Origin of the sequence: Paracoccus marcusii, assembly GCF_006151785.1 — a bacterium.
Taxonomy (GTDB): domain Bacteria; phylum Pseudomonadota; class Alphaproteobacteria; order Rhodobacterales; family Rhodobacteraceae; genus Paracoccus; species Paracoccus marcusii.
The window spans coordinates 1-24,067 of the sequence record NZ_VDDD01000032.1 but is presented as its reverse complement, the minus strand read 5'-3'; the positions used below and the strand labels follow the sequence as shown (position 1 = coordinate 24,067).

At 67.7% G+C, this 24,067-nt stretch carries 22 protein-coding genes; 2 read left to right on the top strand and 20 right to left on the bottom strand.

Annotated features, from left to right (window positions below):
* Positions 1 to 23 precede the first annotated feature (23 nt).
* From glpK to glpD, 8 genes are all read right to left on the bottom strand, one after another.
* Positions 24 to 1,502, bottom strand: a complete 1,479-nt coding sequence (gene glpK / locus FHD68_RS07230) for a glycerol kinase GlpK (protein ID WP_127899451.1) — start codon at positions 1,500 to 1,502, stop codon at positions 24 to 26.
* Between the two features lie 67 nt (positions 1,503 to 1,569).
* On the bottom strand, positions 1,570 to 3,273 hold the full coding sequence (locus tag FHD68_RS07225; RefSeq protein ID WP_127899450.1) for an ABC transporter substrate-binding protein: 1,704 nt from the start codon (positions 3,271 to 3,273) through the stop codon (positions 1,570 to 1,572).
* Between the two features lie 79 nt (positions 3,274 to 3,352).
* A complete protein-coding gene (locus FHD68_RS07220) occupies positions 3,353 to 3,625 on the bottom strand; it encodes a DUF2160 domain-containing protein (RefSeq protein ID WP_045983694.1) in 273 nt (90 codons plus the stop codon).
* Between the two features lie 12 nt (positions 3,626 to 3,637).
* Entirely contained in the window at positions 3,638 to 4,447 is an 810-nt protein-coding gene (locus FHD68_RS07215) for a carbohydrate ABC transporter permease (protein WP_045983693.1), read from the bottom strand.
* 4 nt (positions 4,448 to 4,451) lie between these two features.
* Positions 4,452 to 5,318 carry a carbohydrate ABC transporter permease gene (locus FHD68_RS07210; RefSeq protein WP_045983692.1) on the bottom strand — a complete coding sequence of 289 codons (867 nt, stop codon included), beginning with the start codon at positions 5,316 to 5,318 and terminating at the stop codon, positions 4,452 to 4,454.
* 9 nt (positions 5,319 to 5,327) lie between these two features.
* Positions 5,328 to 6,398 carry an ABC transporter ATP-binding protein gene (locus tag FHD68_RS07205; RefSeq protein WP_127899449.1) on the bottom strand — a complete coding sequence of 357 codons (1,071 nt, stop codon included), beginning with the start codon at positions 6,396 to 6,398 and terminating at the stop codon, positions 5,328 to 5,330.
* 9 nt (positions 6,399 to 6,407) lie between these two features.
* Positions 6,408 to 7,469, bottom strand: coding sequence for an ABC transporter ATP-binding protein (locus FHD68_RS07200; protein ID WP_127899448.1), 1,062 nt, complete (start codon positions 7,467 to 7,469; stop codon positions 6,408 to 6,410).
* A 31-nt stretch (positions 7,470 to 7,500) separates the two neighbouring features.
* Positions 7,501 to 9,090, bottom strand: a complete 1,590-nt coding sequence (glpD, locus tag FHD68_RS07195) for a glycerol-3-phosphate dehydrogenase (RefSeq protein WP_240542564.1) — start codon at positions 9,088 to 9,090, stop codon at positions 7,501 to 7,503.
* A 280-nt stretch (positions 9,091 to 9,370) separates the two neighbouring features.
* Here glpD and FHD68_RS07190 point away from each other — a divergent pair, with 280 nt between their 5' ends.
* On the top strand, positions 9,371 to 10,129 hold the full coding sequence (locus FHD68_RS07190) for a DeoR/GlpR family DNA-binding transcription regulator (RefSeq protein ID WP_045983688.1): 759 nt from the start codon (positions 9,371 to 9,373) through the stop codon (positions 10,127 to 10,129).
* 7 nt (positions 10,130 to 10,136) lie between these two features.
* Here FHD68_RS07190 and FHD68_RS07185 read toward each other — a convergent pair whose 3' ends face one another.
* The 4 genes from FHD68_RS07185 to FHD68_RS07170 all read right to left on the bottom strand — a co-directional run bounded on the left by FHD68_RS07185 (position 10,137) and on the right by FHD68_RS07170 (position 13,228).
* Entirely contained in the window at positions 10,137 to 11,150 is a 1,014-nt protein-coding gene (locus FHD68_RS07185; protein WP_164871479.1) for a nucleotidyltransferase family protein, read from the bottom strand.
* A gap of 66 nt (positions 11,151 to 11,216) precedes the next feature.
* Entirely contained in the window at positions 11,217 to 12,239 is a 1,023-nt protein-coding gene (locus FHD68_RS07180; RefSeq protein WP_164871478.1) for a Hint domain-containing protein, read from the bottom strand.
* A gap of 114 nt (positions 12,240 to 12,353) precedes the next feature.
* On the bottom strand, positions 12,354 to 12,674 hold the full coding sequence (locus FHD68_RS07175; RefSeq protein ID WP_127899445.1) for a hypothetical protein: 321 nt from the start codon (positions 12,672 to 12,674) through the stop codon (positions 12,354 to 12,356).
* Positions 12,671 to 13,228, bottom strand: coding sequence for a sigma-70 family RNA polymerase sigma factor (locus tag FHD68_RS07170; RefSeq protein ID WP_045983686.1), 558 nt, complete (start codon positions 13,226 to 13,228; stop codon positions 12,671 to 12,673). Before FHD68_RS07170 ends, FHD68_RS07175 begins: the two co-directional genes overlap by 4 nt.
* Positions 13,229 to 13,336: 108 nt before the next feature.
* On the opposite strand from FHD68_RS07170, the gene FHD68_RS07165 reads away from it, so the two are divergent.
* On the top strand, positions 13,337 to 13,543 hold the full coding sequence (locus FHD68_RS07165; protein ID WP_139085475.1) for a hypothetical protein: 207 nt from the start codon (positions 13,337 to 13,339) through the stop codon (positions 13,541 to 13,543).
* 91 nt (positions 13,544 to 13,634) lie between these two features.
* On the opposite strand, the gene FHD68_RS07160 is transcribed toward FHD68_RS07165, so the two are convergent.
* From FHD68_RS07160 to FHD68_RS07125, 8 genes are all read right to left on the bottom strand, one after another.
* Complete coding sequence (locus FHD68_RS07160) at positions 13,635 to 13,877, bottom strand: DUF2934 domain-containing protein (protein ID WP_045983704.1); 243 nt, start codon at positions 13,875 to 13,877, stop codon at positions 13,635 to 13,637.
* Positions 13,878 to 13,916: 39 nt separating this feature from the next.
* The gene (gene glgX / locus FHD68_RS07155; protein ID WP_127899443.1) at positions 13,917 to 15,959 is read right to left on the bottom strand and encodes a glycogen debranching protein GlgX; all 2,043 of its coding nucleotides are present in this window, start codon (positions 15,957 to 15,959) and stop codon (positions 13,917 to 13,919) included.
* Positions 15,952 to 17,109 carry a sugar phosphate nucleotidyltransferase gene (locus FHD68_RS07150; RefSeq protein ID WP_240542563.1) on the bottom strand — a complete coding sequence of 386 codons (1,158 nt, stop codon included), beginning with the start codon at positions 17,107 to 17,109 and terminating at the stop codon, positions 15,952 to 15,954. The genes glgX and FHD68_RS07150 overlap by 8 nt, the downstream gene beginning before the upstream one ends.
* Positions 17,110 to 17,246: 137 nt before the next feature.
* Positions 17,247 to 19,490, bottom strand: coding sequence for a malto-oligosyltrehalose synthase (gene treY / locus FHD68_RS07145; RefSeq protein ID WP_127899442.1), 2,244 nt, complete (start codon positions 19,488 to 19,490; stop codon positions 17,247 to 17,249).
* Positions 19,487 to 21,169 (bottom strand): malto-oligosyltrehalose trehalohydrolase, encoded by a 1,683-nt coding sequence (gene treZ / locus FHD68_RS07140; RefSeq protein ID WP_127899441.1) that lies wholly within the window; start codon positions 21,167 to 21,169, stop codon positions 19,487 to 19,489. Before treZ ends, treY begins: the two co-directional genes overlap by 4 nt.
* An 84-nt stretch (positions 21,170 to 21,253) precedes the next feature.
* Positions 21,254 to 21,478, bottom strand: a complete 225-nt coding sequence (locus FHD68_RS07135) for a hypothetical protein (protein WP_045983681.1) — start codon at positions 21,476 to 21,478, stop codon at positions 21,254 to 21,256.
* Between the two features lie 76 nt (positions 21,479 to 21,554).
* On the bottom strand, positions 21,555 to 23,306 hold the full coding sequence (locus tag FHD68_RS07130; protein ID WP_240542562.1) for an acetyl/propionyl/methylcrotonyl-CoA carboxylase subunit alpha: 1,752 nt from the start codon (positions 23,304 to 23,306) through the stop codon (positions 21,555 to 21,557).
* Positions 23,296 to 24,067 (bottom strand): 5-oxoprolinase subunit C family protein (locus tag FHD68_RS07125; RefSeq protein WP_139085473.1); only part of this gene is annotated, 772 nt, incomplete at its 5' end. The genes FHD68_RS07130 and FHD68_RS07125, both read right to left, overlap by 11 nt.

Genomic DNA, 24,067 nt, shown 5'->3' with positions numbered 1-24,067 from the left:
CATCGGGCCGCGTCAACAGCCGGTCACAGCGACATGGTGGCCTTGACCGCACGTCGCCACGCGTCATAGCGCGCGGCGCGGTCGTCCTCCTCCATCGCGGGGGCAAAGCTGCGGTCCAGCGCCCAGTCCTTGGCGAAACCGGCCATGTCGGGATAGATCCCCGGCCCCTGCCCCGCCAGCCAGGCGGCACCCAGGGCCGTCGTCTCCAGCACCTTGGGCCGGTCGACGGGGGCGCCCAGGATGTCGGACAGGAACTGCATCGCGTAATCGGATGCGCTCATGCCGCCATCGACGCGGAGCGCGGTCTCTCCCTTGGGCTCCCAATCGGCCTTCATCGCCTCCAAGAGGTCGCGGGTCTGGAAACCCACAGATTCCAGCGCGGCCCGGGCCAGCTCGGCGGGACCGGAGTTGCGCGTCAGGCCATAGATCGCGCCGCGGCTGTCGGGCGACCAATAGGGCGCCCCCAGACCGGTGAAGGCCGGGACCAGGATAACCTGCTGGCCGGGATCGGCGCGTTCGGCGAGGGGCTGGGTCTCCTTCGCGTCGCGGACGATCTTCAGCCCGTCGCGCAGCCATTGCACGACCGCGCCCGCGATGAAGATCGAGCCTTCCAGTGCATAGGTCGGCTTGCCGTCCAGCTGATAGGCGATGGTCGTCAGCAGGCGCTGCGTGGACTCCACCGGCTTGCCCCCGGTGTTCAAGAGCGCGAAGCAGCCGGTGCCATAGGTCGATTTCATCATGCCCGGCTCGAAACAGGCCTGGCCCACGGTGGCCGCCTGCTGATCGCCCGCGACGCCGGTGATGGGGATGGGGCGCCCGAAGAGGTCGGGCCGCGTGGTGCCGAAATCGGCGGCGCAGTCCTTGACCTCGGGCAGCATCGCCATGGGGATGTCGAACAGGCCGCAGATGGTCTGCGACCAGCGGCCCTTGTGAATGTCATAGAGCATCGTGCGCGCGGCATTGGTCGCGTCGGTCGCATGGACCGCGCCGCCGGTCAGGTTCCAGATCAGCCAGCTGTCCACCGTGCCGAAGGCCAGATCGCCCGCCTGCGCGCGATCGCGGGCACCGTCCACGTGGTCCAGGATCCATTTCAGCTTGGTGGCCGAGAAATAGGGATCGACCAGCAGACCGGTGCGGGCGGTGATCATGTCGGCATGGCCCGCGGCCTCCAGCTCGCGGCAGAAATCGGCGGTGCGGCGGTCCTGCCAGACGATGGCGTTGTGGACGGGCTTGCCGGTCTTGCGGTCCCAGACCACGACGGTCTCGCGCTGGTTGGTGATGCCGATGGCCTCGATGCGCGGGTTGCCGCATTTCTCGATCGCGGCGCGGCAGGTGGCCGCCGTGCTGGCCCAGAGGTCGGCAGGATCATGTTCGACCCAGCCCGATTGCGGGAAATGCTGGGGGAACTCCTCCTGCGCGCTGCCGCAGGGGACCATCTTGGCGTCAAAGACGATGGCGCGGGACGAGGTCGTGCCCTGGTCGATGGCAAGGATATGGGTCATGGGCGGTCCTTTCGTCACGAACGGGGGCGCGGATCGACCGCGCCCCCTTCAGGCTAATGGGCAGGGATCATTCCTGCCAGCGCTTGATCAGCTCCTCATACGCGATGGTGACCGGCGCGGGCTTCTCGTTCTCCAGCTTGGCGACGGGGGCGCCGGGCTGGTCGATCCAGTACTGGGGGTCCTGCTCCTCGTTCAGGACCGGACCCAGATCACCCTGCACGCCGGACCGCTCCAGGCGCGACAGCACGTCCTCCTGCTGTTCGCACAGCGCGTCCAGCGCCTCCTGCGCGGTCTTGGCGCCCGAGGAAGCATCGCCGATGTTCTGCCACCACAGCTGCGCCAGGCGCGGATAGTCGGGGATGTTCGCCCCGGTATCCGACCAGCGCACCCGGTCGGGCGAGCGATAGAACTCGACCAGACCGCCAAGCTGCGGCGCGCGTTCAGTGAAGCTTTCGTGGCGCACGGTGCTGTCACGCACGAAGGTCAGGCCGACATGGCTCTTCTTCGTGTCGACGGTCTTGGACACGATGAACTGCGCATAGAGCCAGGCGGCCTGCGCGCGGTCCACAGGCGTCGACTGCATCAGCGTCGCGGCACCCACGTCCTGATAGCCGACCTTCATGCCCTCTTCCCAGTAGGCGCCATAGGGCGACGGGGCCATGCGCCATTTCGGCGTACCGTCCTCGTTCATGACCGGCAGGCCTTCCTTGACCATGTCGGCGGTGAAGGCGGTGTACCAGAACATCTGCTGGGCGATGTTGCCCTGCGCGGGGACGGGGCCCGCCTCGCTGAAGGTCATGCCCGCGGCGGCCGGGGGCGTATAGTTCTGCAGCCAGTCGATGTACTTCTCGATCGCATAGACGGCGGCCGGGCTATTCGTGGCCCCGCCCCGCGCCATGCACGATCCCACCGGCTGGAAGTTGTCGTTCACGCGGATGCCCCATTCGTCGACCGGGAAGCCGTTGGGTTCGCCCTTGTCGCTGGCCCCCGCCATGGACAGCCACGCATCGGTGAAGCGCCAGCCAAGCGACGGGTCCTTCTTGCCATAGTCCATGTTGCCATAGACCTGCTGGCCGTCGATCTCGCGTCCGGTGAAGAACTTGGCGATGTCCTCATAGGCGGACCAGTTCACCGGCACACCCAGGTCGTATCCGTATTCGGCGCGGAACTCGGCCATGATCTCGGGGTCGGTGAACCAGTCGTGGCGGAACCAGTAGAGGTTCGCGAACTGCTGGACGGGCAGCTGGTACAGCTTGTCGTCGGGCGCGGTCGCCTGCGCCAGGCCGATGAAATCGTCCAGGTCCAGGCCGGGGTTCGTGAAATCGGCACCCTCGCCGGCCATCCAGTCGGTGATGTTGCGGACCTGCTGATAGCGCCAGTGGGTGCCGTCCAGGTCGGCATCGTTGATGTAGAGGTCGTAAACGTTCTCGCCGGTCTGCATCTGGGTCTGCAGCTTCTCGACGACGTCGCCCTCGCCGATCAGGTCATGGGTGACCTGGATGCCGGTGATGGCGGTGAAGGCCGGCGCCAGGACGCGGCTTTCGTATTCGTGGGTGGTGATCGTTTCCGACACCACGTTGATCGACATTCCGGACAGGGGCTGGGCGGCGTCGATGAACCACTGCATCTCGGCCTCCTGCTCCTCGCGGGTCAGGACGGACTGGTCGCCGATCTCGGCATCGAGGAACGCGCGCGCGGCCTCGATGTCGGCGAAGGCGGGGCCGGACAATGCCAGCATCACCGCGGTTGTGGACAGCAATCTCAGGCTCATTGGTCTTTCCCTCCCTGGGATTTTCGAGGTTGGCAGACGGCCGGCGGGACCCTCATCCCCCGCAGGCCAATGCGCTGTGTCAGACCCACCGAAAGACGGCGGCGGCCCAGACCAGGCAAACCAGCATCGCCCAGGGCAGTGCCGCCGTCGTCAGACCCAGCCAAGCCAGGGTGATGAAGGCAGAGCCCAGAAGCGTGATGAACAGACGGTCGCCCCGCGTCGTCTCGATCCCCAGGACGCCGCGACGCGGCGTTTCGGGAAACCGGACCGCCAGCACCGTGAAGGTGACCAGCAGCAACGCGATGGTGACGAAGAAGATCGCGGTCGGCAGCGTCCAGGCCATCCATGACATGGCGTATCCCCCTTACACGCGGCCCAGGGCAAAGCCCTTGGCGATATAGTTGCGGACGAACCAGATGACCAAGGCACCCGGCACGATGGTCAGAACGCCCGCCGCGGCCAGCACGCCCCAATCGACGCCCGATGCCCCTTGCGTCCGGGTCATGGTCGCCGCGATCGGCTTGGCCGCGACCGAGGTCAGCGTCCGCGACAGCAGCAGTTCGACCCAAGAGAACATGAAGCAGAAGAACGCCGCGACCCCGATCCCCGACGAGATCAGCGGCATGAAGATCCGGGTGAAGAACCGCCCGAAGCTGTAGCCGTCGATGTAGGCGGTCTCGTCGATCTCCTTCGGCACGCCGCGCATGAAGCCCTCCAGGATCCACACGGCCAGCGGAACGTTGAACAGGCAATGCGCCAGCGCCACCGCGATATGCGTGTCGAACAGCCCCACCGACGAGTACAGCTGGAAGAACGGCAGCGCGAAGACGGCGGGCGGTGCCATGCGGTTGGTCAGCAGCCAGAAGAACAGGTGCTTGTCGCCCATGAAGTGATAGCGGCTGAACGCATAGGCCGCCGGCAGCGCCACGGCCACGGAGATTACCGTGTTCATCACCACATAGATCAGGCTGTTCACGTAGCCCATGTACCAGGCCGGATCGGTCAGGATGGTCGCGTAATTGGCAAAGGTCAGGTTCCGGGGCCACAGGCCGAAGGTGCCGGTTATCTCGGCATTGGTCTTCAGGCTCATGTTGATCAACCAGTAGATCGGCAGCATCAGGAACAGAAGATACAGGATCATGACGACGGCGCTGCCGTTGATGCGCTTGCCCATGCTCTCAGCCCCTTTTGTCCAGATTGGTCATGACCGTGTAGAAGACCCAGGAGATCAGCAGGATCACCAGGAAGTACATCAGCGAGAAGGCCGCCGCCGGACCCAGGTCGAACTGCCCGAGCGCCATCTTGACCAGGTCGATCGACAGGAAGGTCGTCGCGTTGCCCGGCCCGCCCCCGGTGACCACGAAGGGCTCGGTATAGATCATGAAGCTGTCCATGAAGCGCAGCAGGATGGCGATCATGAGGACGCCCGCCATCTTGGGCAGCTCGATATAGCGGAAGACCTTCCAGCGGCTGGCCTGGTCGATCCGCGCCGCCTGGTAATAGGCATCGGGGATCGACTGCAGCCCGGCATAGGCCAGAAGCGCGACCAGCGAGGTCCAGTGCCAGACATCCATCACGATGACCGTGGCCCAGGCATGGATCGGGTTCTGGGTATAGTTGTAGTTGATCCCCAGGGCGTCCAGCGTATAGCCCAGCAGGCCGATGTCGACGCGCCCGAAGATCTGCCAGATTGTGCCGACCACGTTCCACGGGATCAACAGCGGCAGCGACATCAGCACCAGCACGACGCTGGCCCAGACCCCGCGTTTCGGCATGTTCAGCGCGACGAAGATGCCAAGCGGGATCTCGATCGCGATGATGATGGCCGAAAAGATCAGCTGGCGGCCAAGCGCGTTCCACATGCGTTCGGACGACAGCAGGTCCTGGAACCAGCCGGTGCCGTTCCAGAAGAAGACGTTGTTCCCGAACGTGTCCTGGAACGCATAGTTGACCACGGTCATCAGCGGAATCACCGCCGAGAACGCGACCAGCACCAGCACCGGCAGAACCAGGAACCAGGCCTTGTGATTGACGGTCTTTTCCATGGTCCCCCCTTACGCCGCCGCCACGCGCCAGTCGTCGGCATAGATGTTCACGCGGCCCGGATCGAAGACCGCGCGGGTCATGTCCGCGGTGATGGCCTGATCCTCTGGCGCGATGATGTTCAGGTCGTGCCCCATCAGGTCGGCGCGGATGATGCGGTGGCGGCCCACATCCTCGATCCGGCGGATCGTGACGGGCAGGCCCTGATCGGCGGACAGGCGGACGTGCTCGGGGCGGATGCCCAACTGCACCCTGCCCCTCAGCGCGCCGTATGACCCGGCCAGCGCGGTCGTGCCGCCCGGCACCTGCGCCTCGCGTCCCGCCACGGTGACGGGCAGCAGGTTCATGCCGGGCGATCCGATGAAATAGCCCACAAAGGTATGCTCGGGCCGGTCGAACAGCTCCTCGGGCGTGCCGATCTGGACCACGCGGCCGTCATACATGACCACGACCCGGTCGGCGAAGGTCAGCGCCTCGGTCTGATCGTGGGTGACATAGATCATCGTATGGCCGAAATCATGGTGCAGCTTCTTCAGCTGGGTGCGCAGCTCCCATTTCATGTGCGGATCGATCACGGTCAGCGGCTCGTCGAACAACAGGGCGTTCACGTCCTTGCGGACCATGCCGCGGCCCAGGCTGATCTTCTGCTTGGCATCAGCCGTCAGGCCGCGGGCCTTGCGGTCCAGCATGTGCTCCATGCCGATCATGCGGGCGATCTGGGCCACGCGCTCGGCCACATAGGTCTCGGGGCGGCCGCGGTTCCTCAGGGGAAAGGCCAGGTTGTCGCGCACGGTCATGGTGTCGTAGACGACCGGGAACTGGAACACCTGCGCGATGTTGCGTTCGGCGGTGGGCGCGCGGGTCACGTCCACCCCGTCGAACAGGATGCGTCCCTGCGACGGGATCAGCAGCCCCGAGATGATGTTCAGCAGCGTCGATTTCCCGCAGCCGCTGGACCCCAGCAGCGCATAGGCCGCCCCGTCCTGCCAGTCGTGGTTCAGCTCCTTGAGCGCGTAATCCTCCGGGCCCTTGGGATGGGCCGAATAGGAATGGGCGAGGTTCTCCAGCGTGATCTTGGCCATAACCCCTCCTCAGGCGGCGCTTGCATAGGCGGCGGGGGTGACCATGCGGCCATCCTCGGCAAAGACATAGACGTGGCGCGGGTCCAGCCAGACCGGCAGCACCTGCCCCAAAGGCAGTTCGTGGACACCGTGGATCAGCCCGACCCACCGTTGTCCGTGATGGTCCAGATGGACGAAGGTCTCGGACCCGGTCAGTTCGGTCACGACCAGCTGCGCGTCGAACTGCACCGCGTCGGGGGCATGCCGCGACAGGTGCAGGTGGTTGGGCCGGAACCCGGCCAGATAGCGCCCGTCGGGCAGCGCGGGCATGCCCGCGACCGACGCCCGCCCGCCCGCCACCTGGAAGGGCAGGAAATTCATCGGCGGATCGCTGAAGACCCGCGCGGTGGTCGCATCCGCCGGCTGGCGATAGACCTGCGGCGTGGGCCCGAACTGCGTCACGCGGCCCTCCCACAGGGTCGCGGTGTTGCCACCCAGCAGCAGCGCCTCCTCGGGTTCGGTGGTGGCATATACGAAGATCGCGCCCGATTCCGCGAAGATGCGCGGGATTTCCACGCGCAGCTCCTCGCGCAGCTTGTAATCCAGGTTCGCCAGCGGCTCGTCCAACAGCACCAGACCGGCGTTCTTGACCAGCGCGCGCGCCAGCGCGCAGCGCTGTTGCTGGCCGCCCGACAGGTCAAGCGGCTTGCGGTCCAGCATGGGGGTCAGGCGCATCATCGCGGCGGTCTCGCGCACGCGGCGGTCGATCTCGGCGCGGTCGACGCCCATCAGGCGCAGAGGGGATGCGATGTTCTCAAAGACGGTCATCGCCGGATAGTTGACGAACTGCTGATAGACCATCGCGACCTTGCGGTCCTGCACCCGCATGCCGGTGACGTCGCGGCCCTCCCACAGGATGCGCCCCCTGGTCGGACGGTCCAGCCCCGCCATCAGCCGCATCAGCGATGTCTTGCCCGACAGCGTCGGCCCCAACAGCACGTTCATCGTGCCGCGTTCCAGCACCAGATCGGTGGGATGGACATGCACCTGCCCCTCGACCACCTTCGTCACGCCCTGCAATTCTAACGTCATGTCCCCTCCCAAGGCCCTCCTGACGGCGCGTCTATTCCGCGGCCGCCCCCTGCGCCCAACGGGCCTGTATCCACTGGTCCAGGACCTGCACCTGATCGGCGTCCAGGCGCAGCCCCAGCTTGGTCCGCCGCCAGACCACGTCGGTCGCGCGGCGGGCATATTCGTGATCCATCAGCCACACGACCTCCGCCTCGGTCAGCGTGGCGCCGAAATCGACGCCCAGGTCGGCGGCCTGCTGCGCCCCCGCAAGGATCGTCGCGGCCTCGGTCCCATAGGCGCGCACAAGGCGGCGGGCCCAACCTTCGGTCAGGAACGGATGATCCGCGCGCAGCCGTGCGACCAGCGCCGGCACCCCGTCGACAGGGAAATCCCCGCCGGGCAGCGCCACGCCACGCGTCCAGTCGCCGGGCAGGTTCGGAAAGAACGGCGCGATCTTGGCCAGCGCCGATTCCGCCAGCCGGCGATAGGTGGTGATCTTGCCGCCGAAGACGTTCAGCACCGGCGCGCCGCCGGTCTGGTCGACCTTCAGCGTATAGTCGCGCGTCGCCGCCGTGGCGCTTTGCGCGCCGTCGTCATACAGCGGCCGCACCCCGGAATAGGACCAGACCACGTCATCCGCGGTCAGCTGGCGGCGGAAATACTGGTTCGCAAAGCCCAGCAGGTAATCGCGCTCCTGCGGCGTGCATTCCGGCTTGACCGACGGGTCATGGTGGTCGGCATCGGTCGTGCCGATCAGGGTGAAGTCGGTCTCGTAGGGGATCGCAAAGATGATCCGCCCGTCGGTGCCCTGAAAGAAATAGCATTTGTCGTGATCATAAAGGCGCCGCGTCACGATATGGCTGCCCCGCACCAGGCGCACACCCTCGGTCGAATTCAGGCGGATCGTGCCCTGGATCAGGTCGCCCACCCAGGGGCCGCCGGCATTGACCAGCATCCGTGCGCGGTGCTTGGTCGTCCGGCCCGTCGCCACGTCCTGAGTGGTCACGATCCAGTGGTCGGGATGGCGATCGGCGGACAGCACCTTGGTGCCGGTCATCACCGTGGCGCCGCGCGCCTCGGCGTCGCGTGCGTTCAGGACCACCAGGCGCGAATCCTCGACCCAGCAGTCGGAATATTCATAGGCGTGGTGAAAGCGTTCCTGCAGCGGCGCGCCTTCGGGGGTGCCGTCCAGCGACAGCGTGCGCGTACCGGGCAGGATCTTGCGGCCGCCAAGCGTGTCGTACATGAACAGCCCCAAGCGGATCAGCCAGGCGGGCCGACGGCCCTTCATCCAGGGCATCACCATGCCCAGCAGCTTGGAGGTCGGCGTGTCCGATTCGAACCGCATGTCGGGGTGATAGGGCAGCACGAACCGCATCGGCCAGCTGATATGCGGCATCGCGCGCAGCAGCACCTCGCGTTCGATCAGCGCCTCGCGGACCAGCCGGAACTCGAAATACTCCAGATAGCGCAGGCCACCGTGAAACAGCTTGGTCGAGGCGCTGGACGTCGCTTGCGCCAAGTCGCCCATCTCGGCCAGGGTGACGGACAGGCCGCGCCCGGCCGCATCGCGGGCGATCCCGCAACCATTGATGCCGCCCCCGATCACGAACAGATCGACCGTCTTGCCTGTACCCGTCACGCGCCGCCATCCTTTCATGGACCCTGCCTATGTGTGCCGTCGTTCGCACCAAAAAGAAAGGATTTTATTTTCGTTTCGGTTCATTTGTTTTTTTCATATGATTCTTATGATCTTACAGAGAACACGTCACGGATTATGCCCTGAATTAGCATAGAAACGGCGTGTCAGATGCCGATTCATCGCGCCATTCCTTGCACGATCTGCACAAACCGCAACAAAGCGAACATCTTGCCTGTTCGGCCGGGTCGTGCAAGATCGACGAAACCGCAAGGGGTGCCCCATGTCGCAAAGCTTCCGCCAGCCCGAGATCCTGGAGATCGCCCGCCGCGACGGCAAGGTCACGGTCGAGGGGTTGGCCGGGCATTTCGGCGTCACGCTGCAAACGATCCGACGCGACCTGACCGACCTCGCCGAGGCCGGCCGGCTGGAGCGTGTTCACGGCGGCGCGATCCTGCCCTCGGGCGTGGCCAATATCGGCTATGAGGAACGTCGCGCCCTGCACCACGACGCCAAGACTGCCATCGCCCGCGCCTGCGCCGCCGAGGTGCCCGAAAAGATCAGCCTGTTCCTGAACATCGGCACCAGCACCGAAGCCGTGGCCCGCGAACTGCTGGGCCATCGCGACCTGCTGGTGGTGACGAACAACATGAACGTGGCGAACATCCTGGCGGCCAACACCGATTGCGACGTGATCGTCACCGGGGGCAGCCTGCGCCGCGCGGACGGGGGCCTGGTCGGCACGCTGGCGGCCGAGACCATCCGCCAGTTCAAGTTCGACCTGGCCGTGATCGGCTGCTCCGCGCTGGACCGCGACGGCGACCTTCTTGATTTCGACATCCAGGAAGTCGGCGTCAGCCAGACCATCCTGCGCCAGTCGCGCCGCACCTTCCTGGTGGCGGACCATTCCAAGCTGTCGCGCAGCGCGCCCGCCCGCATCGGATCGCTGTCGCAGCTGGACGCGATCTTCACCGACCGCCCTCTGCCCGGCGATCTGGCCCGCGCCTGCGAAGGGTGGCAGACCCGCGTGATGCTGCCCTGATTGCCGCCTACAGCGCCGCCAGCAGAGCGGCGGTCTGGGGCATGCGCGACAGGCTGGCCGCGATGCGGTCGCGCCACCGCGGGCCGCGCGACAGGGCGTCCTCATGCGCCTCGGCCAGATCGTCGGGGCGGTCGCGGGCCAGCGCGTCGATCAGGAACGCGGCCTGCGACCGGTCCTTGGCGGATTTCGGGCGATCCTCGGCGCGACGGCGGTCGGCCACGATCAGCTTGTGGATGGCGAACCGTTCCGGGCGCGGCACCTGGACCAGCACGCCGCTGCGATAGGGGATGGCCGCGGGGATCGGATCCGCGATCAGATAGTTCAGATGGTGCAGCGCCTGCGCCTGCACCCCAAGCGCGGGCAGGTCGCGCAGCCCCTCCTCTCCAAAGGCCGGGGTCAGGAATTCGACCAGCGCATTGCCCTGCGTCTGCCGCCAGCGCCAGGCGCGGCCCGGTTGCAGGCTGGGCGCCGGGGCAAAGTCGAAATCGGCCAGGACCTGCGTGACCGGGGGCGCCGCCGCATCCTCCAGCGCCAGGGACAGGCGCTCAAAGCTGGCGATGTCCAGATCGTCTGTCTGCGCGGTCTGTTCCAGCGACAGGACCAGGTTCAGTTCCCCCTCGTACAGGCGAAAGGCGTGGGTGCCGACGACCGTGCCGCCAAGGCGGAACACCCCCGCCCCCGACAGCGCCGCCATCAGGCTGCCGTTGGTCGGGTCCAGGCCCAGAAACCCCTCGGCCCGCAGCAGGCGTACCAGCCGGGCGCGATCGCGACGGCGCTGTTCGGCGGGCACCCGATCGTCGCGCAGCGCCTGCATGCGGGCGGCAATGTCTGGGCCATCCTCTCCCAGATAGCGCTTGCGGACCTGGGTGCCGACGCGAAAGCTGTCGTACCAGTAGCCCCGCCCGTTGCGTTCGACCAGGGTAGGCGCGCCACGCAGATCACGCAGCCCCTCGTCGCGCAAGGCGCGCAGCAGGTCGTGATAGGCGGCATGGGCCAAGGCGGAATGGGATCGGGGCATCATGTACAACAGTTGTAATGTCTGTTGAATACATCCATGTTCAACAGTTGGCAAGACAGTTGAACATCATCAGCCCTGGGTCATGACCCGGTTGACTGCATGGCGGCGGGCCAGCTGGCGCCCCTCGGCCCCGTTCAGCATCCGGCGCGCCGCCGGGCGGGTCGGACCGTCGGCGGCACCCGTCATCAGCCCCAGATCGGGGAACAGGGCCAGCACCTCGCGCCGGGCGGTCTCGGACAGGGTCTTCAGCGCGTCGGGGCTGGTGTGCAGCGTCTCGGCGCAGGCGCCTTCGGCCAGGACAAGCTGGTGCTCCTCGCAGACGAAATGCAGATAGGTCACGCCCCCCTGCCACGGCGCCGGACCCACCCCGGGGATAGAGGTCAGGTGCTGTGCCGCGACCAGCACCTCGGGTTCGTCGAACATCCGCCGGGCGATGCGCGACCCGACCAGAAGGCGGTGCTGGGGGGACACGACCAGGTCGCGGGCCGGGATGCCGGGGCCAAGCGCATCGCGCCGGATCAGGATCGGACGCCGTTCGGGTTCCGCATGCAGCCGGGCGGGGCCAAGGGTACGGGTGCCAATCCATGCGATCCGCTGCAGGCCCGCATCGCGGGTCTGGACCGCCATGCCGGGGCGCAGCATCTGGACCGGCATGTCGCCCCCGGCGGTGCGGATCATCGTGTCGCGGGCAAAGCACATCACCCCGGCGGCAAAGGCGTGGGGCAGGCGCCGCAGCTTCGCGATCAGCCGCGTGGCCCCCGGCAGGTCCGGCGCACCGTCGGGAAAGAGGAACACCAGGCCCCCGCCCCGGTCCTGCAACAGGACCGCCGTGCGCGGGCTGCCCAACGGGACCACGGCGACTCCGGCCGCGAAGGCTGGCGTGAGCGTGCCCGACCCGAGAACCACGGCCGGACGGTCAGGTTCGGGATGCACGATCCGCCCGATGTCCAGCGGCAGCCCGTCGTCCAGCGCCTCCCCGGACCGCCGCGGGCCGAACGCGTCCAGCCGCAGGACCTGTCGCCCGTCCAACAGCTGTCCCGCCAGGACGGGCCCGGCATAGTCGTGCAAACAGACGTCCTGGGCGTGCGACATGACGAGGCTCCGGCGCATGGGTCGTGCATCCGGAAGATACGCAACCACAGTACTGTTTGTTTCACCTTGAACGGGAATATTTGCGCGTTATGCACATGGCCGTGCGATGTCCTGTCATCCCAGCAGCACCCACAGCACCAGCGCCTTGGCGGCCAGCACCACACCGACGATCACAGGGACCGGCACGCCGGACAGGGGCGATCGGCGGACCGGCGGACCGAACAGCCGCCGCTGGATCAGGGGCAGCACATTGGGCGCCGGCACCGATCCGAACTGCCCGTTCATCGGCGACAGGCGCATCTGCCAGGCGGCGACCAGTCCCGCCCAGACCGGGTCGCGGGCCAGACGCCGATCCGCCAGGGCCCGCTGTTCCGGGTCCAGCAGGCCGATGGCGTATTCCGCAGCCATGATGTCGTCGGTCGAGGGGTCGGTCATTCGGGGTCCGTGAATTGATCCATGCAGGCGCGCAGACGCTGCAGCGACCGCCGCAGCCAGGTCTTCATCGTGTTCAGGGGAACGTCCGCATCGCGGGCCAGCTCCTCATAGCTCCAGCCGTCAAGATAGGCCCGGCGCACGGCCTGCGCCTTGTCTGCGTCCAGTTCATCCAGGCAACCGTCCAGCCGCGTCCGCTGATCGGCGGCGATCGCCTGCGCCTCGGGGCCCGGGCCGGGACCGGGCAGGCCCGGATCGACGGGCTGGGTGACCGGGCGCACCTGCCGCGACCGCAGCCGGTCGATGGCCGCGTTGCGGGTGATCGCCACAAGCCAGGTCCGCGGATTCGACAGCCGGGGGTCATAGCGGCCAGCCCGCGTCCAGACCCGCACGAACACCTCCTGCAGCAGATCCTCGGCATCGGTGCGGTCGCGCAGCATCCGCAGCAGAATTGCGAACACCATGTCGCAATTCGTGCGATAGAAGTCGGCGAAGTCCGCCCGCGATCCGGCCGCGATGGCCACAAGCATCCGAACGTTGTCGTCGTGATCCGTCATGAACCGTACAGTCTTGATTTCTGATGGTCGTGCTGCATAGTTCCAGACTGGACCACAATTTCAAGTTGTCGATCATTTGATTCAAAACAGCCGGAGGGTATTGCCAAGATGAGCATCAGGACCAAGATCATGCTGATCGTCTTTGCCGGAATCCATATCCCCCTGATCGCGGCGGTGGCGGCGGCATCATTGCTGCACGTCACGGCGGTGCAGGCGCTGCTGATGATCCTTCTGCTGTCCACGCTGGCCGGCGCGGTGACGTCGATGCTGGCCGTCGCCCGCGTCATGCGTCCCCGATCCGCCATCGCGGCCTGACCCGAACCGTTCGGGCCCTGCAGAAAGATACGGGCCGCGGCGCCGAAGGTTTCAGCGCCGCGGCCCTATTTTCACGTCATGCCTGCGGCGATCAGCGGGCCGCGCGACGACGCGCCGCGGGGCCGGCGACGGCCGAGGGGACGTTGCCCTCCTCCTCGGCGCGCTCACCGGCATCGGCTGCGGATTGCGCGGCGTCAGGCTGTCCTGCACCGGCCTCGATCTCAGCGGTGGCACGGGCCCAGTGGTCGGCCTCCTGGCCCTCGGGGCAGCCCTCGTTTTCCCAGATCTGATGGGCGCGGGCGCGGATCAGGTCGTCTTTGTCCAGATCGGTCATCATGTCCTCCATTGATGAGACTTCGGGTCGGGGCGGTCCTCACGCACGGGTCAGGGCCACCACGCTTTGCCATCCCAGGGGCAGAACCCCTGAAACGGTATCCATGCAGGCGACGTCGTCGCGCGCCGTGTCGATGCGCAGCGTCCAGTCGCCTTCGGGCAGGGCGAATTCGCCATCATCGCCCGCATTCACGATGATCAGGATCTCGGGCGCGTCAGTGGGCTGCAGCATCAGGCCCAGGATCCGCAACTCTCCTTCCGACCAGTCCGCGTCGGTCATCGCATCGCCGCGCGGGTGGAACCAGCGGGCGACGGGCTGGCCTTCGGGTCCGCTGAAATGCGTCTGTGCCAGACCGCTGTCCTTGCGGAACGCGGTCAGCGCCGCCACGGCATCGCGGATGTCGGCGCGCGCGCCGTCCCAATCCAGCCAGCTGATCTCGTTGTCCTGGCAATAGGCATTGTTGTTGCCGTCCTGGGAATTGCCCATCTCGTCCCCGGCCAGGATCATCGGCACGCCCTGCGACAGGAAGATGGTGGCCAGCATGCCGCGCACACGGCGAACGCGGGCGGTGTCGATGCCCGCATCGTCCGTCGGCCCCTCGGCGCCCAGGTTGTCGGACAGGTTGTGGTCGTGCCCGTCGCGCCCGTCCTCGCCATTGGCGTCATTGTGCTTGTCGGAATAGCTGACCGTGTCCCACAGGGTGAACCCGTCATGCGCCGCGACGAAGTTCACCGAACTGGTGGCCGGACGATGGCTGTGGTTGAACTGCACCGGCGATCCGACCAGACGCTCGGCGATGACGCCCAGCTGGCCGGAATTGCGGCGCCAGAAGGCGCGAGTGTCGTCACGGAACTTGTCGTTCCATTCGCGGAACGGCCAGCGGTATCCGCCGACCTGATAGCCGCCCTCGCCGATGTCCCAGGGTTCGGCGATCAGCTTGATGCCGGACAGGACCGGGTCCTGGCGGATGGCATTGAAGAACGACCCATCACGCTCGAACCCTTCGGATTCGCGGCCCAGGGTCGATGCCAGGTCGAACCGGAACCCGTCGACATGCATCACCTGCACCCAGTAGCGCAGCGAATCCATCACCATGCGCAGCACCATCGGATGCGCGACGTTCAGCGTGTTGCCCGTGCCCGTGGTGTCGAAGCTGTGGCGCTTGTCCTCGGACAGCAGATAGTAGCTGGCATTGTCGATGCCGCGGAAGGACAGCGTCTGGCCCAGCTCGGACCCTTCGCAGGTGTGGTTGAAGACCACGTCAAGGATGACCTCGATCCCGGCCTTGTGGAACTTGCGGATCGCCTCCTTGACCTCGCGGATCTGGCCCGTCTTCAGATAAGGCGTATGAGGCGCGAAGAACGACAGGGTCGAATAGCCCCAGTAGTTCGACAGGTCCTTCTCGACCAGATAGCGGTCGTTGGCGAAGGCATGGATCGGCAGCAGCTCGATCGCGGTGACGCCGATCTTCTGCAGGTGGCTGATCACCGGCTCGGTCGCCAGGCCGCGGAACGTGCCCTGCAGGTCCTCGGGGACGTCGGGATGGCGCTTGGTCACGCCCTTGACATGGGCCTCATAGATGACAGTGTCCGCCCAGGGCGTGCGCAGCGCGCGTTCCGTGTCCCAGTCAAAGCGGCTGTCCACGACCACGCCCTTGGGCATGAAGGGCGCGCTGTCGCGTTCGTCAAAGGACAGGTCGTCCTCGCCGATCGTATAGCCATGCAGCGCATCGTCCCAGATGATCTCGCCCCGCAGTTCGCGGGCATAGGGGTCCAAGAGCAGCTTGTTGGGGTTGAAGCGGTGGCCGTTCTCGGGCTCGTAGGGGCCGTGCACGCGATAGCCATAGACCTGGCCCGGCATGATGTCGGGCAGGTATCCGAACCAGATGCCCCCCTCCATGTCCGGCAAGGGCAGGCGGTACAGTTCCTCCTGGCCCTCGTCGTCGAACAAACACAGCTCGACCTTGGTCGCGTGGTCGGAATACAGCGCGAAATTCGTCCCCTCGCCCATGAATTCGGCGCCCAGGATGTCGGAACGGGCCTGGGTGGCATCAAAGATAGGAGGGGTGGTCAGATCACGCATGAAGTCCTCGGCGGTTGGAAGGGGGTGGGGTGACGGAACGACGGATATGCGCGTGCGCGGCACGGCGGTCCAGCATCGTTTGCGTGATCAGGACGGTTCCCGCCGGGGTGCGGGTGAACCAGCGGGCGTCCTCGGTCGCGTTCTCTCCGGTGACCAGTCCCGGGGGGACCTGCGTTCCGGGGGCGACCAGCGTGCAGGTCAGGCGGGCGCTTTCGGGCACCACGGCGCCCGGCATGGCGATGCTGCCGCGTCCCAGGTACCAGTCGGATGCCGGGCTGGCAAAAGGCAGGCGCGCGGGCTCGGCCGACACGAAATCCAGCTGCGCGCGGCGCAGCGCGTCCAGCGTGCCCACGTCGCGCCAATAGCCGCGGCCCGACGGCCCGGCGGGCATCCGCCACACGCCGGCCACGCCCTGCGCCACCGCATCGGGGATCACGTCATGGCCGAAATCCATCGCCTCGACCGGGCTGTCGAACAGCGCCTCCTGCAGCCAGCGGCGGTCGAAGACATAGATGCCCATCGACACCATAGCCCGATCGGGCTGATCGATCATGCCGGGGGGGTCGGCGGGCTTTTCCAGGAACGACAGGATGCGACCCTGCGCGTCGGCCTGCATGACGCCAAAGCCGCGCGCCTCGGCCCGGGGTACCGTGTCGACGGCCACGGTCACCGCCGCCCCCGACACGCGATGCGCCGCCAGCAGATCGGCATAGTTCATGTCATAGACATGGTCGGCCGCCAGGATCAGGACCTGATCGCCACCCATCGCCTCCAGCGCGTCCCAGGTCTGGCGCGCGGCGTCGGCGGTGCCCATGAACCGGTCCTGACCATCGCGCAGGGCCAAGCCGGCCTGGGGGAAACGGTGGCCCCACCGTGTCGGCAGGTGGTGATGCAGGCTGTGCGGCGCGTATTGCGTGGCGACCAGCATCCGCGGCAGTCCGGACCGCACGGCATTCGCCATCGCAAAGTCGATGATACGGTTCGCGCCCGCAAAGGGCACGGCGGGCTTGCTGTCGCGGGCGGTCAGTTCATGCAGGCGCGTGCCCTTTCCCCCCGCCAGCAGAAGGGTCGCGACCCCGGTGACGGGGACGGGCGCAGGACGGGTGACGGGGGTGGCCAGGCGCGGCACGGCGGGCATGTATTCTGACATGGCGACATCTCTTGCAGGCTAGGGTTTCATCCCGCCATGCTGCCCAATGGAGAAGGGCTTGTGGCGCGTCACCTGTCGAACCGCCATGCCCTCCGGTTGTTCCCACGCGCGTCAAATATCAATCGGGCGAAAGGGGATCATGCCTCTCTCAGATGCACCCGGCAGCCGTCGGGCCCATGCCAGTCCAGAATTTCGGCACCGTCGTCGGCCGCTGCCGCCCCGCCGGGCAGATCCAGGCGGGCGATCAGCTGTCGCTTGCTCGCGCGGCGCGTCAGGCCGATGCCCGCATCGTCGATCTGGACCCGCGTATCGGCATCATCCAGCAGATCGGCCATCTGCGCCCGCAACGCTAGCAGGCGATGGGTCCAGCGGGCCTTGACCGCGCCGATGTCGTCTCCCTGATCGCCCGCGGCCAGTGCATCCCACGGCACGGGGCGGCGGTTGTCCGGGTCGGTCAGTGCCAGGAACAGGCCCTGCGTGCCCTGATAGACGTCGGGAAAGCCCGGCATGACCATCTTGAACATCAGCTGCGCCAGGATCAGCGCCTGTCCCCGTTCCAGCAGCCGCGTCAGGGCAGCGGGCGCATCGCGGTCCCACTCCTCCAGCAGGGCGCGGCCCAGATCGGCGATGCGCCCCTCGACCGCCTCGTCGGGGTTGGTCCAGTAGCTTTCCTGCTTGGCCTCGCGCAGGGCCTTCTCGACATGGGTGTTGACGCGTTCGCCCGCATCCTCGGCCCCGTGCAGGGCCAGGGCGGTCTGCACCATGTACCACCGCCAGCGCGGGTCCACGCCCTTCGCCTGCGGCATCCGGGCCGCGGCCTGATCCAGCGCCGCCAGATCCTCCGGCAGGTGGCTTGCGGCGATCAGGCGCGCACGGGCATCCTCGGACCGCTTGCTGTCATGGGACGAGGTCAGAACCATGTCGCCTACGCGGCGGCGGGCCATGGCCTCGGTCGCCTCGGGCCCGGTGATGGTCGCCTCGTCGGGTTCGGCGCCGACCTCGTTCGCGGGCAGATAGCGGGTCCAGCGGAAGCCGGCCGTGTCCTCCTGCGCCTTGGCCAGCAGCGCGCCCGAGACCTGCTGCAACCGCGTGACGAAGGCCTGCTGCGCGGGCGTGGACGGCTCGGCCCAGACCCCGGCCAGCTGTCGCACCACAAGATCGCTGCGCAGCCCCTTGGCGGCCTCCTCGGCCACCTGCTCGATCAGCGCGCGATCATCGGCGTCTGCGCCCCGTGCGGTGACATAGGTGCGATAGCGCGGCGTGGCGATCAACAGCGCGGTCACCGCCTCGCGCAGGGCCTCGGGGCCGGGTTCGACCTCCGAGACCGGCGCCAGCGCATGGGCCGCCATGCGCGACAGCTGCATCCGCTCGGCGGCCAGCTCGTTGTCCAGGATCTCGTGCTTGGCCTGCGTCAGGGTGTCGGCAAAGGACGGCGTCGGGCCGATGGCGTCGTGCCAGGCATCGTCCAGACGCTCCAGCCCCGCGGCGGGGGTCAGCATGCGGGTGATCAGGCGCCCGGCTTCATAGCCGGTCGTGCCCTCGGTCGCCCAGGCATCGGGCAGCGGTTCGTCGCCCGTCAGGATCTTCTCGATCCAGATCGGCGTGTCGGGCAACGCCGCCGCCAGCCTGTCCAGATAGTCCGCAGGATCGGCCAGCCCGTCGACATGGTCCACCCGCAGTCCCTGAACCTGACCGCTGCGCACCAGCTCCAGGATCAGCGCGTGGGTGTCCTCGAACACCGACGGGTCCTCGACCCGCATGCCGATCAGGTCGGTGACGTTGAAGAACCGCCGATGCGTGATGCCGTCCCGCTCCAGCACGTGATGGACCAGCCGCCAGTGCTGCGCCTCGTGCAGGGCCCGCAGATCGTCGGTGGCATTCGTGCCGGGCGCCAGCGGCAGCGCCAAATCGCCGAACATCCACTGGCCATCGCGGACGCGGAACGCGCCCTCGGTCAGCATCTGCTCGAACGGGGCGGGCAGCCAGGGCAGGACCAGCGGCCCTGCCTGCCAGTCGATGTCGAAATGCCGGGCGCGCGGGCTGGACCGGCCATGCGTCAGCACGTCGGCCAGCCACGGGTTCTGCACGGAAAACGCGGTGTGGTTCGGCACGATGTCCAGGATGATCCCCAGGTCGCGCGCCTTGGCCTGTTCGGCCAGCGCGGCAAATCCCTCTGCCCCGCCAAGGCTGTCGTCGATCCGGGTCGGATCGGTGATGTCATAGCCGTGGGTCGACCCCTCGGTCGCGGCAAAGATCGGCGACAGGTACAGGTGGGACACGCCCAGATCGGCGATCTGGTCCAGGCGTCCGGTCAGGGCCGCGAAATCCACCCCCTCGCGCAGCTGGATGCGGCAGGTGGCAGTCGGAATACGCGGAATCATGACAAGGCTTTCACGGTCAGGGAAAAGAGATCGCCGGGCTGTCCCACGGACAGGTCGGCATCGGGCAACGGTGTCGGGTCAGGCTGGCCCAGGGCCAGCGACAGCGCAAGGCCGCCGCCGGGGAACTGCCACAGGGCGCGGATCAGGCCCGGCCCCTCGCGGGTGACGCTGGCCTCGGGCTTGCCGCTGTTCAGCAGCGGCACGACATGGGCCGCGCGGAACGCCAGAGCCCGGCGGGTCAGGTCCATCCAATCGCGGGCGTCGGGATCGTCGCGCCAGCCAAGGCGCGACCGCTCCATGGTCGCGGGGTCGATGGGGTCCGGCACGCCGTCGCCCAGGCTGGCGATGCCCGGAAACTCGGATGCGCGGCCCTTGCGGACGGCCTCTCCCAGATCGCCCGAATAATCGGCAAAGAACTGGAACGGCGCGGTCTCTCCGCGCTCCTCTCCCATGAAGACCATCGGCACATAGGGCGCGACCAGCAGCAGCGCATAGGCGACGCGGACGGCATCGGGCTTGGCCAGGGTCAGCAGGCGCTCTCCCAAGGCGCGGTTGCCGATCTGGTCATGCGTCTGGATCGCGTTCACGAAGGCCGTCGGCGGCAGGTGACCGCAGGGCACGCCGCGCGGATGATCCAGGCCTTCGCGCGGCTGGCCCTCCTCGATATGGCCGCGCGACAGGGCCAGCGTCAGGTCGGCGATCGGGTCGACCGCAAAGCTGGCGTAATAGCTGTCCGATTCCCCGGTCAGTGCGACATGGACCGCGTGATGGAAATCGTCGTTCCAACTGGCGTCATAGCCCACCTCGCGCAGGTCGGGGATGTTGCGCTCGTCCTCGGTGATCAGGTGGCGGCGGGGGGTCAGGGTGGCGATTTCGGCGGCCAGGTCCTTCATGAACTGGGCCGAACCCGGCCCGGTGATCTGGTGCACCGCATCCAGCCGGAACCCGTCGAAGCCATAATCCCGCAGCCAGTGCATCGCGCAGCCGATCCAGAAATCGCAGACCTGCGGACGCGAGAAATCGATCGCCGCGCCCCAGGGCGTATGCCGGTCGGGGTCGAAGAAGTCCGGCGCCGCGTGGTGGATCCACGCGCCGTCCGGGCCGAAATGGTTCATCACCAGGTCCAGGATCACCATCATCCCGCAATCATGCGCGGCCCGGATCAGCCGGCGCAGATCGCCCGGACTGCCATAGGCCGGATGCGGGGCATAGGGCAGCACGCCGTCATAGCCCCAGCCCCGGTTGCCGGGAAACTGGCCCACGGGCAGCAGCTGGATCGCGGTGAAGCCAAGCGCTGCCAGCCCCGGCAGCCGGTCGACGGCGGCAGAGAACGTGCCCTCGGGGGTGAAGCAGCCGACATGCAACTGATAGATGACCGCCTCGGACCAGGGGCGTCCTGCCCATTCCTGCGGCATCGGCGGGTCGGTCACCACGGATGCGGCGTTCACGCCCCCCGCCTGCAAGCGGCTGGCCGGGTCGGGCATGTCGGTGCCGTCCACGCGGAACAGATAGCGGGCGCCGGGGGTGGCATGGCTGCGGGCCTGCCAGATGTCCAGATCGCCCTTGTGCATGGGCTGCGCCTGCCCGTCGACCAGCAGGTCGACCTGTTGCGCCCGCGGCGCCCACAGGCGGAAGGTCAGGCCGTCGTCATCCCGCACCGGTCCCCAAAGGTGTCGCATCGTCCCGGTCCCTCCGACAGTGGCTGCGGGGGTCAATGACCGGGATGCGAAGGCGTTCCCGCATTCTGACAAAAAGCAATCGGATCAGGCATCCAGCGGCGGTGGCGCGGCCGTCTGACCAATGAACAGGCGGTGCCCGTCATGGGTGACGGCCCAGACCCCGCGGTCCCCCATCTCGACCAGCACACTGCGATCCTCGGCGGCGGCCTCGAAGACCACGACAAGGTTGCGCAGCATGTCCAACGTGAATTCGGCCCGTGCCTGGACGGCCAAGGGGCCCGGCCGGGCATGGGCGGTCGGCTCTTTCATCGGGACCTCGGACAAGGGTGACATTCACAACGTGCAGAATATCACGGATACCCACCCCGGGAATAGCCCTATGGGGTCATCCCTCGCCGGGGTCGATCCGGGCCAGCGGCGCCCCATGCGCCAGGGTCGCGCCCTCCGCCGCAAGGCGGGTCAGGCGACCGGCATGCGGGGCCTCGATGCTGGTCTCCATCTTCATGGCCTCGATCACCGCGATCACCTCTCCGGCTTGGACCTGCGCCCCGTCGGACGCCTGCCACAAGGACAGCGTCCCCGCGACCGGCGCACTGACGCAATCCGGATCGGACGCCACCTCCTGCGGCGCCGCAGGGGCGGCTGCGGCCAGCACCCCCTGGGGCAGCGCCAGGTCATGACGCCTGCCGTCGATCTCGATCGACAGGCGCAGCATGGGCTGGTCCGGGACGGGGGTCACACGGTCGGCGGGCTGGACCGCGGCGGCCAGGCGGTCGGCGAAATCCGTTTCGATCCAGCGCGTGTGGACGGCGAAATCATCCGTGAACTCCGGCGCCTGCAGCACCGCACGGTGGAAGGGCAGGACGGACGCCACGCCCTCGATGCGGAATTCGCGCAGCGCGCGGCGGGCGCGGGCGATGGCGGTCGCGCGGTCGGGGCCAGTGACGATCAGCTTGGCCATCATCGAATCGAACTGGCCCGCGACCTGGCCGCCCTGTTCGACGCCGCTGTCCAGCCGGATGCCAATGCCGCCGGGCGCGGACCACAGCGTGATCGGGCCGGGCGTGGGCAGAAAGCCCCGGCCCGGGTCCTCGGCATTGATGCGGAACTCGATCGCGTGGCCGGTGGGTTCGGGCACGCCGTCATCGGTCAGGCGCGCGCCTTGCGCCACGCGGATCATCGCGCGGACGATGTCGATGCCGGTCGTCTCCTCGGTCACCGGATGTTCGACCTGCAGGCGAGTGTTCACCTCCAGGAAGCTGATCGTGCCATTGGCCGACAGCAGGAACTCGACCGTGCCCGCGCCGCTGTATCCCGCATGGGCGCAGATCGCGCGGGCGCTGTCATGGATGCGGGCGCGCTGGTCGTCGGTCAGAAACGGCGCGGGGGCCTCCTCGACCAGCTTCTGGTTGCGGCGCTGCAGAGAGCAATCGCGGGTTCCCAGCACCTTGATCGTGCCGTGCCGGTCGGCCAGGACCTGTGCCTCGATATGGCGGGGGCGGTCCAGGAACTGTTCGACATAGCATTCACCGCGACCGAAGGCGGTGACCGCCTCGCGCGTGGCGGCGTCGAACAGCTCCTCGACCTCTGCCAGATCGCGGGCCACGCGCATGCCGCGCCCACCGCCGCCAAAGGCCGCCTTGATTGCCAAAGGCAGGCCGTGTTCGCGGGCAAAGGCCAGCGCATCGGCCCCGCTGGCGATGGGACCGGGGCTGCCCGCGACCAGGGGCGCGCCCACGGCCTGGGCGATCTCTCGCGCGCGAATCTTGTCGCCAAGCGCGTCGATCACGTCGGGGTCGGGGCCGATCCACAGGATGCCCGCATCCTGCACCGCGCGGGCGAAATCGGCGTTTTCCGACAGGAAGCCATAGCCGGGATGGATCGCATCGACCTCAGCGCGCGCGGCGATGGCCAGCACCTTGGCCGCGTCCAGATAGGTGTCGGCGGGGCGATGCCCCTCCAGCGTCCAGGCCTGATCGGCCGCGCGCACGAAGGGCGCATCGCGGTCGGGATCGGCATAGATCGCCACCGATTCGATGCCCTCGTCGGCGCAGGCGCGGATGACGCGCAGGGCGATCTCTCCGCGGTTGGCGATCAGGATGCGGCGGATCGGGGTCAGGGGGGTGTCACGAAACATCGGAGGCCTCCGGGTCGATATCGGCAAAAGGGGCGTCGGCGGCAAAGCGGATGCGCGTGCCGGGCGGCAGCTGTCCCGCCAGGTCCAGCGCCGCGGGGTGCAGCGTCGCGATGACCGGATAGCCGCCGGTCAGCGGATGGTCGGCGAGAAACAGCACGGGCTGTCCGGAATGGGGTACCTGGATGGCGCCGGTCGCGGTGCCCTCGCTTGGCAGTTCGCGCGCGTCCTCGCGGGCCAGCGCCTCGCCCGACAGGCGGATGCCCACGCGAGACGATTGCGGCGTGACCGTCCACTCCTGCGCCAGGAACCGCTGGACGGTGGCATCGTCGAACCAGTCGGTGCGCGGCCCGAGCGTCACGGGCAGGGTCAAGACCGCCCCCGCCTGCGGCAGGTCCGGACCCGGGCCGGGATCGGTCACCGCCCCCGCCGCGCGGCCCGCGGGGGCCAGCACATCGCCCGCCATCAGCGGCGCGGGTCCGATCTGCGCCAGCGAATCCGTGGCGCAGGAGCCCAGCACCGGGGCCACGTCGAACCCGCCCCGGATCGCCAGATAGCTGCGCATGCCGCGGGCGGGCGGGTCGATTGTGACCTCGTCCCCCGCATCCAGCGCGAAGGTCACGGGTTGCGCCCGCCCGCCCACGCGGGCCGTCGCGGCACCCGTCAGGGCCAGGGTCATCGCCACCTCCGCCCGCAGGCGCACGGGGCCGAGCGTGATCTCCAGCGCGGCCTCCCCCGCGGGGTTGCCCACCGCGCGGTTCGCG

Coding starts and splice junctions, on each gene's coding strand:
- glpK (WP_127899451.1), bottom strand. CDS start 1,502: ATGACCCATATCCTTGCCATCGACCAGGGCACGACCTCGTCCCGCGCC.
- FHD68_RS07225 (WP_127899450.1), bottom strand. CDS start 3,273: ATGAGCCTGAGATTGCTGTCCACAACCGCGGTGATGCTGGCATTGTCC.
- FHD68_RS07220 (WP_045983694.1), bottom strand. CDS start 3,625: ATGTCATGGATGGCCTGGACGCTGCCGACCGCGATCTTCTTCGTCACC.
- FHD68_RS07215 (WP_045983693.1), bottom strand. CDS start 4,447: ATGGGCAAGCGCATCAACGGCAGCGCCGTCGTCATGATCCTGTATCTT.
- FHD68_RS07210 (WP_045983692.1), bottom strand. CDS start 5,318: ATGGAAAAGACCGTCAATCACAAGGCCTGGTTCCTGGTTCTGCCGGTG.
- FHD68_RS07205 (WP_127899449.1), bottom strand. CDS start 6,398: ATGGCCAAGATCACGCTGGAGAACCTCGCCCATTCCTATTCGGCCCAT.
- FHD68_RS07200 (WP_127899448.1), bottom strand. CDS start 7,469: ATGACGTTAGAATTGCAGGGCGTGACGAAGGTGGTCGAGGGGCAGGTG.
- FHD68_RS07190 (WP_045983688.1), top strand. CDS start 9,371: ATGTCGCAAAGCTTCCGCCAGCCCGAGATCCTGGAGATCGCCCGCCGC.
- FHD68_RS07185 (WP_164871479.1), bottom strand. CDS start 11,150: ATGATGCCCCGATCCCATTCCGCCTTGGCCCATGCCGCCTATCACGAC.
- FHD68_RS07180 (WP_164871478.1), bottom strand. CDS start 12,239: ATGTCGCACGCCCAGGACGTCTGTTTGCACGACTATGCCGGGCCCGTC.
- FHD68_RS07175 (WP_127899445.1), bottom strand. CDS start 12,674: ATGACCGACCCCTCGACCGACGACATCATGGCTGCGGAATACGCCATC.
- FHD68_RS07170 (WP_045983686.1), bottom strand. CDS start 13,228: ATGACGGATCACGACGACAACGTTCGGATGCTTGTGGCCATCGCGGCC.
- FHD68_RS07165 (WP_139085475.1), top strand. CDS start 13,337: ATGAGCATCAGGACCAAGATCATGCTGATCGTCTTTGCCGGAATCCAT.
- FHD68_RS07160 (WP_045983704.1), bottom strand. CDS start 13,877: ATGACCGATCTGGACAAAGACGACCTGATCCGCGCCCGCGCCCATCAG.
- glgX (WP_127899443.1), bottom strand. CDS start 15,959: ATGCGTGATCTGACCACCCCTCCTATCTTTGATGCCACCCAGGCCCGT.
- FHD68_RS07150 (WP_240542563.1), bottom strand. CDS start 17,109: ATGTCAGAATACATGCCCGCCGTGCCGCGCCTGGCCACCCCCGTCACC.
- treY (WP_127899442.1), bottom strand. CDS start 19,490: ATGATTCCGCGTATTCCGACTGCCACCTGCCGCATCCAGCTGCGCGAG.
- treZ (WP_127899441.1), bottom strand. CDS start 21,169: ATGCGACACCTTTGGGGACCGGTGCGGGATGACGACGGCCTGACCTTC.
- FHD68_RS07135 (WP_045983681.1), bottom strand. CDS start 21,478: ATGAAAGAGCCGACCGCCCATGCCCGGCCGGGCCCCTTGGCCGTCCAG.
- FHD68_RS07130 (WP_240542562.1), bottom strand. CDS start 23,306: ATGTTTCGTGACACCCCCCTGACCCCGATCCGCCGCATCCTGATCGCC.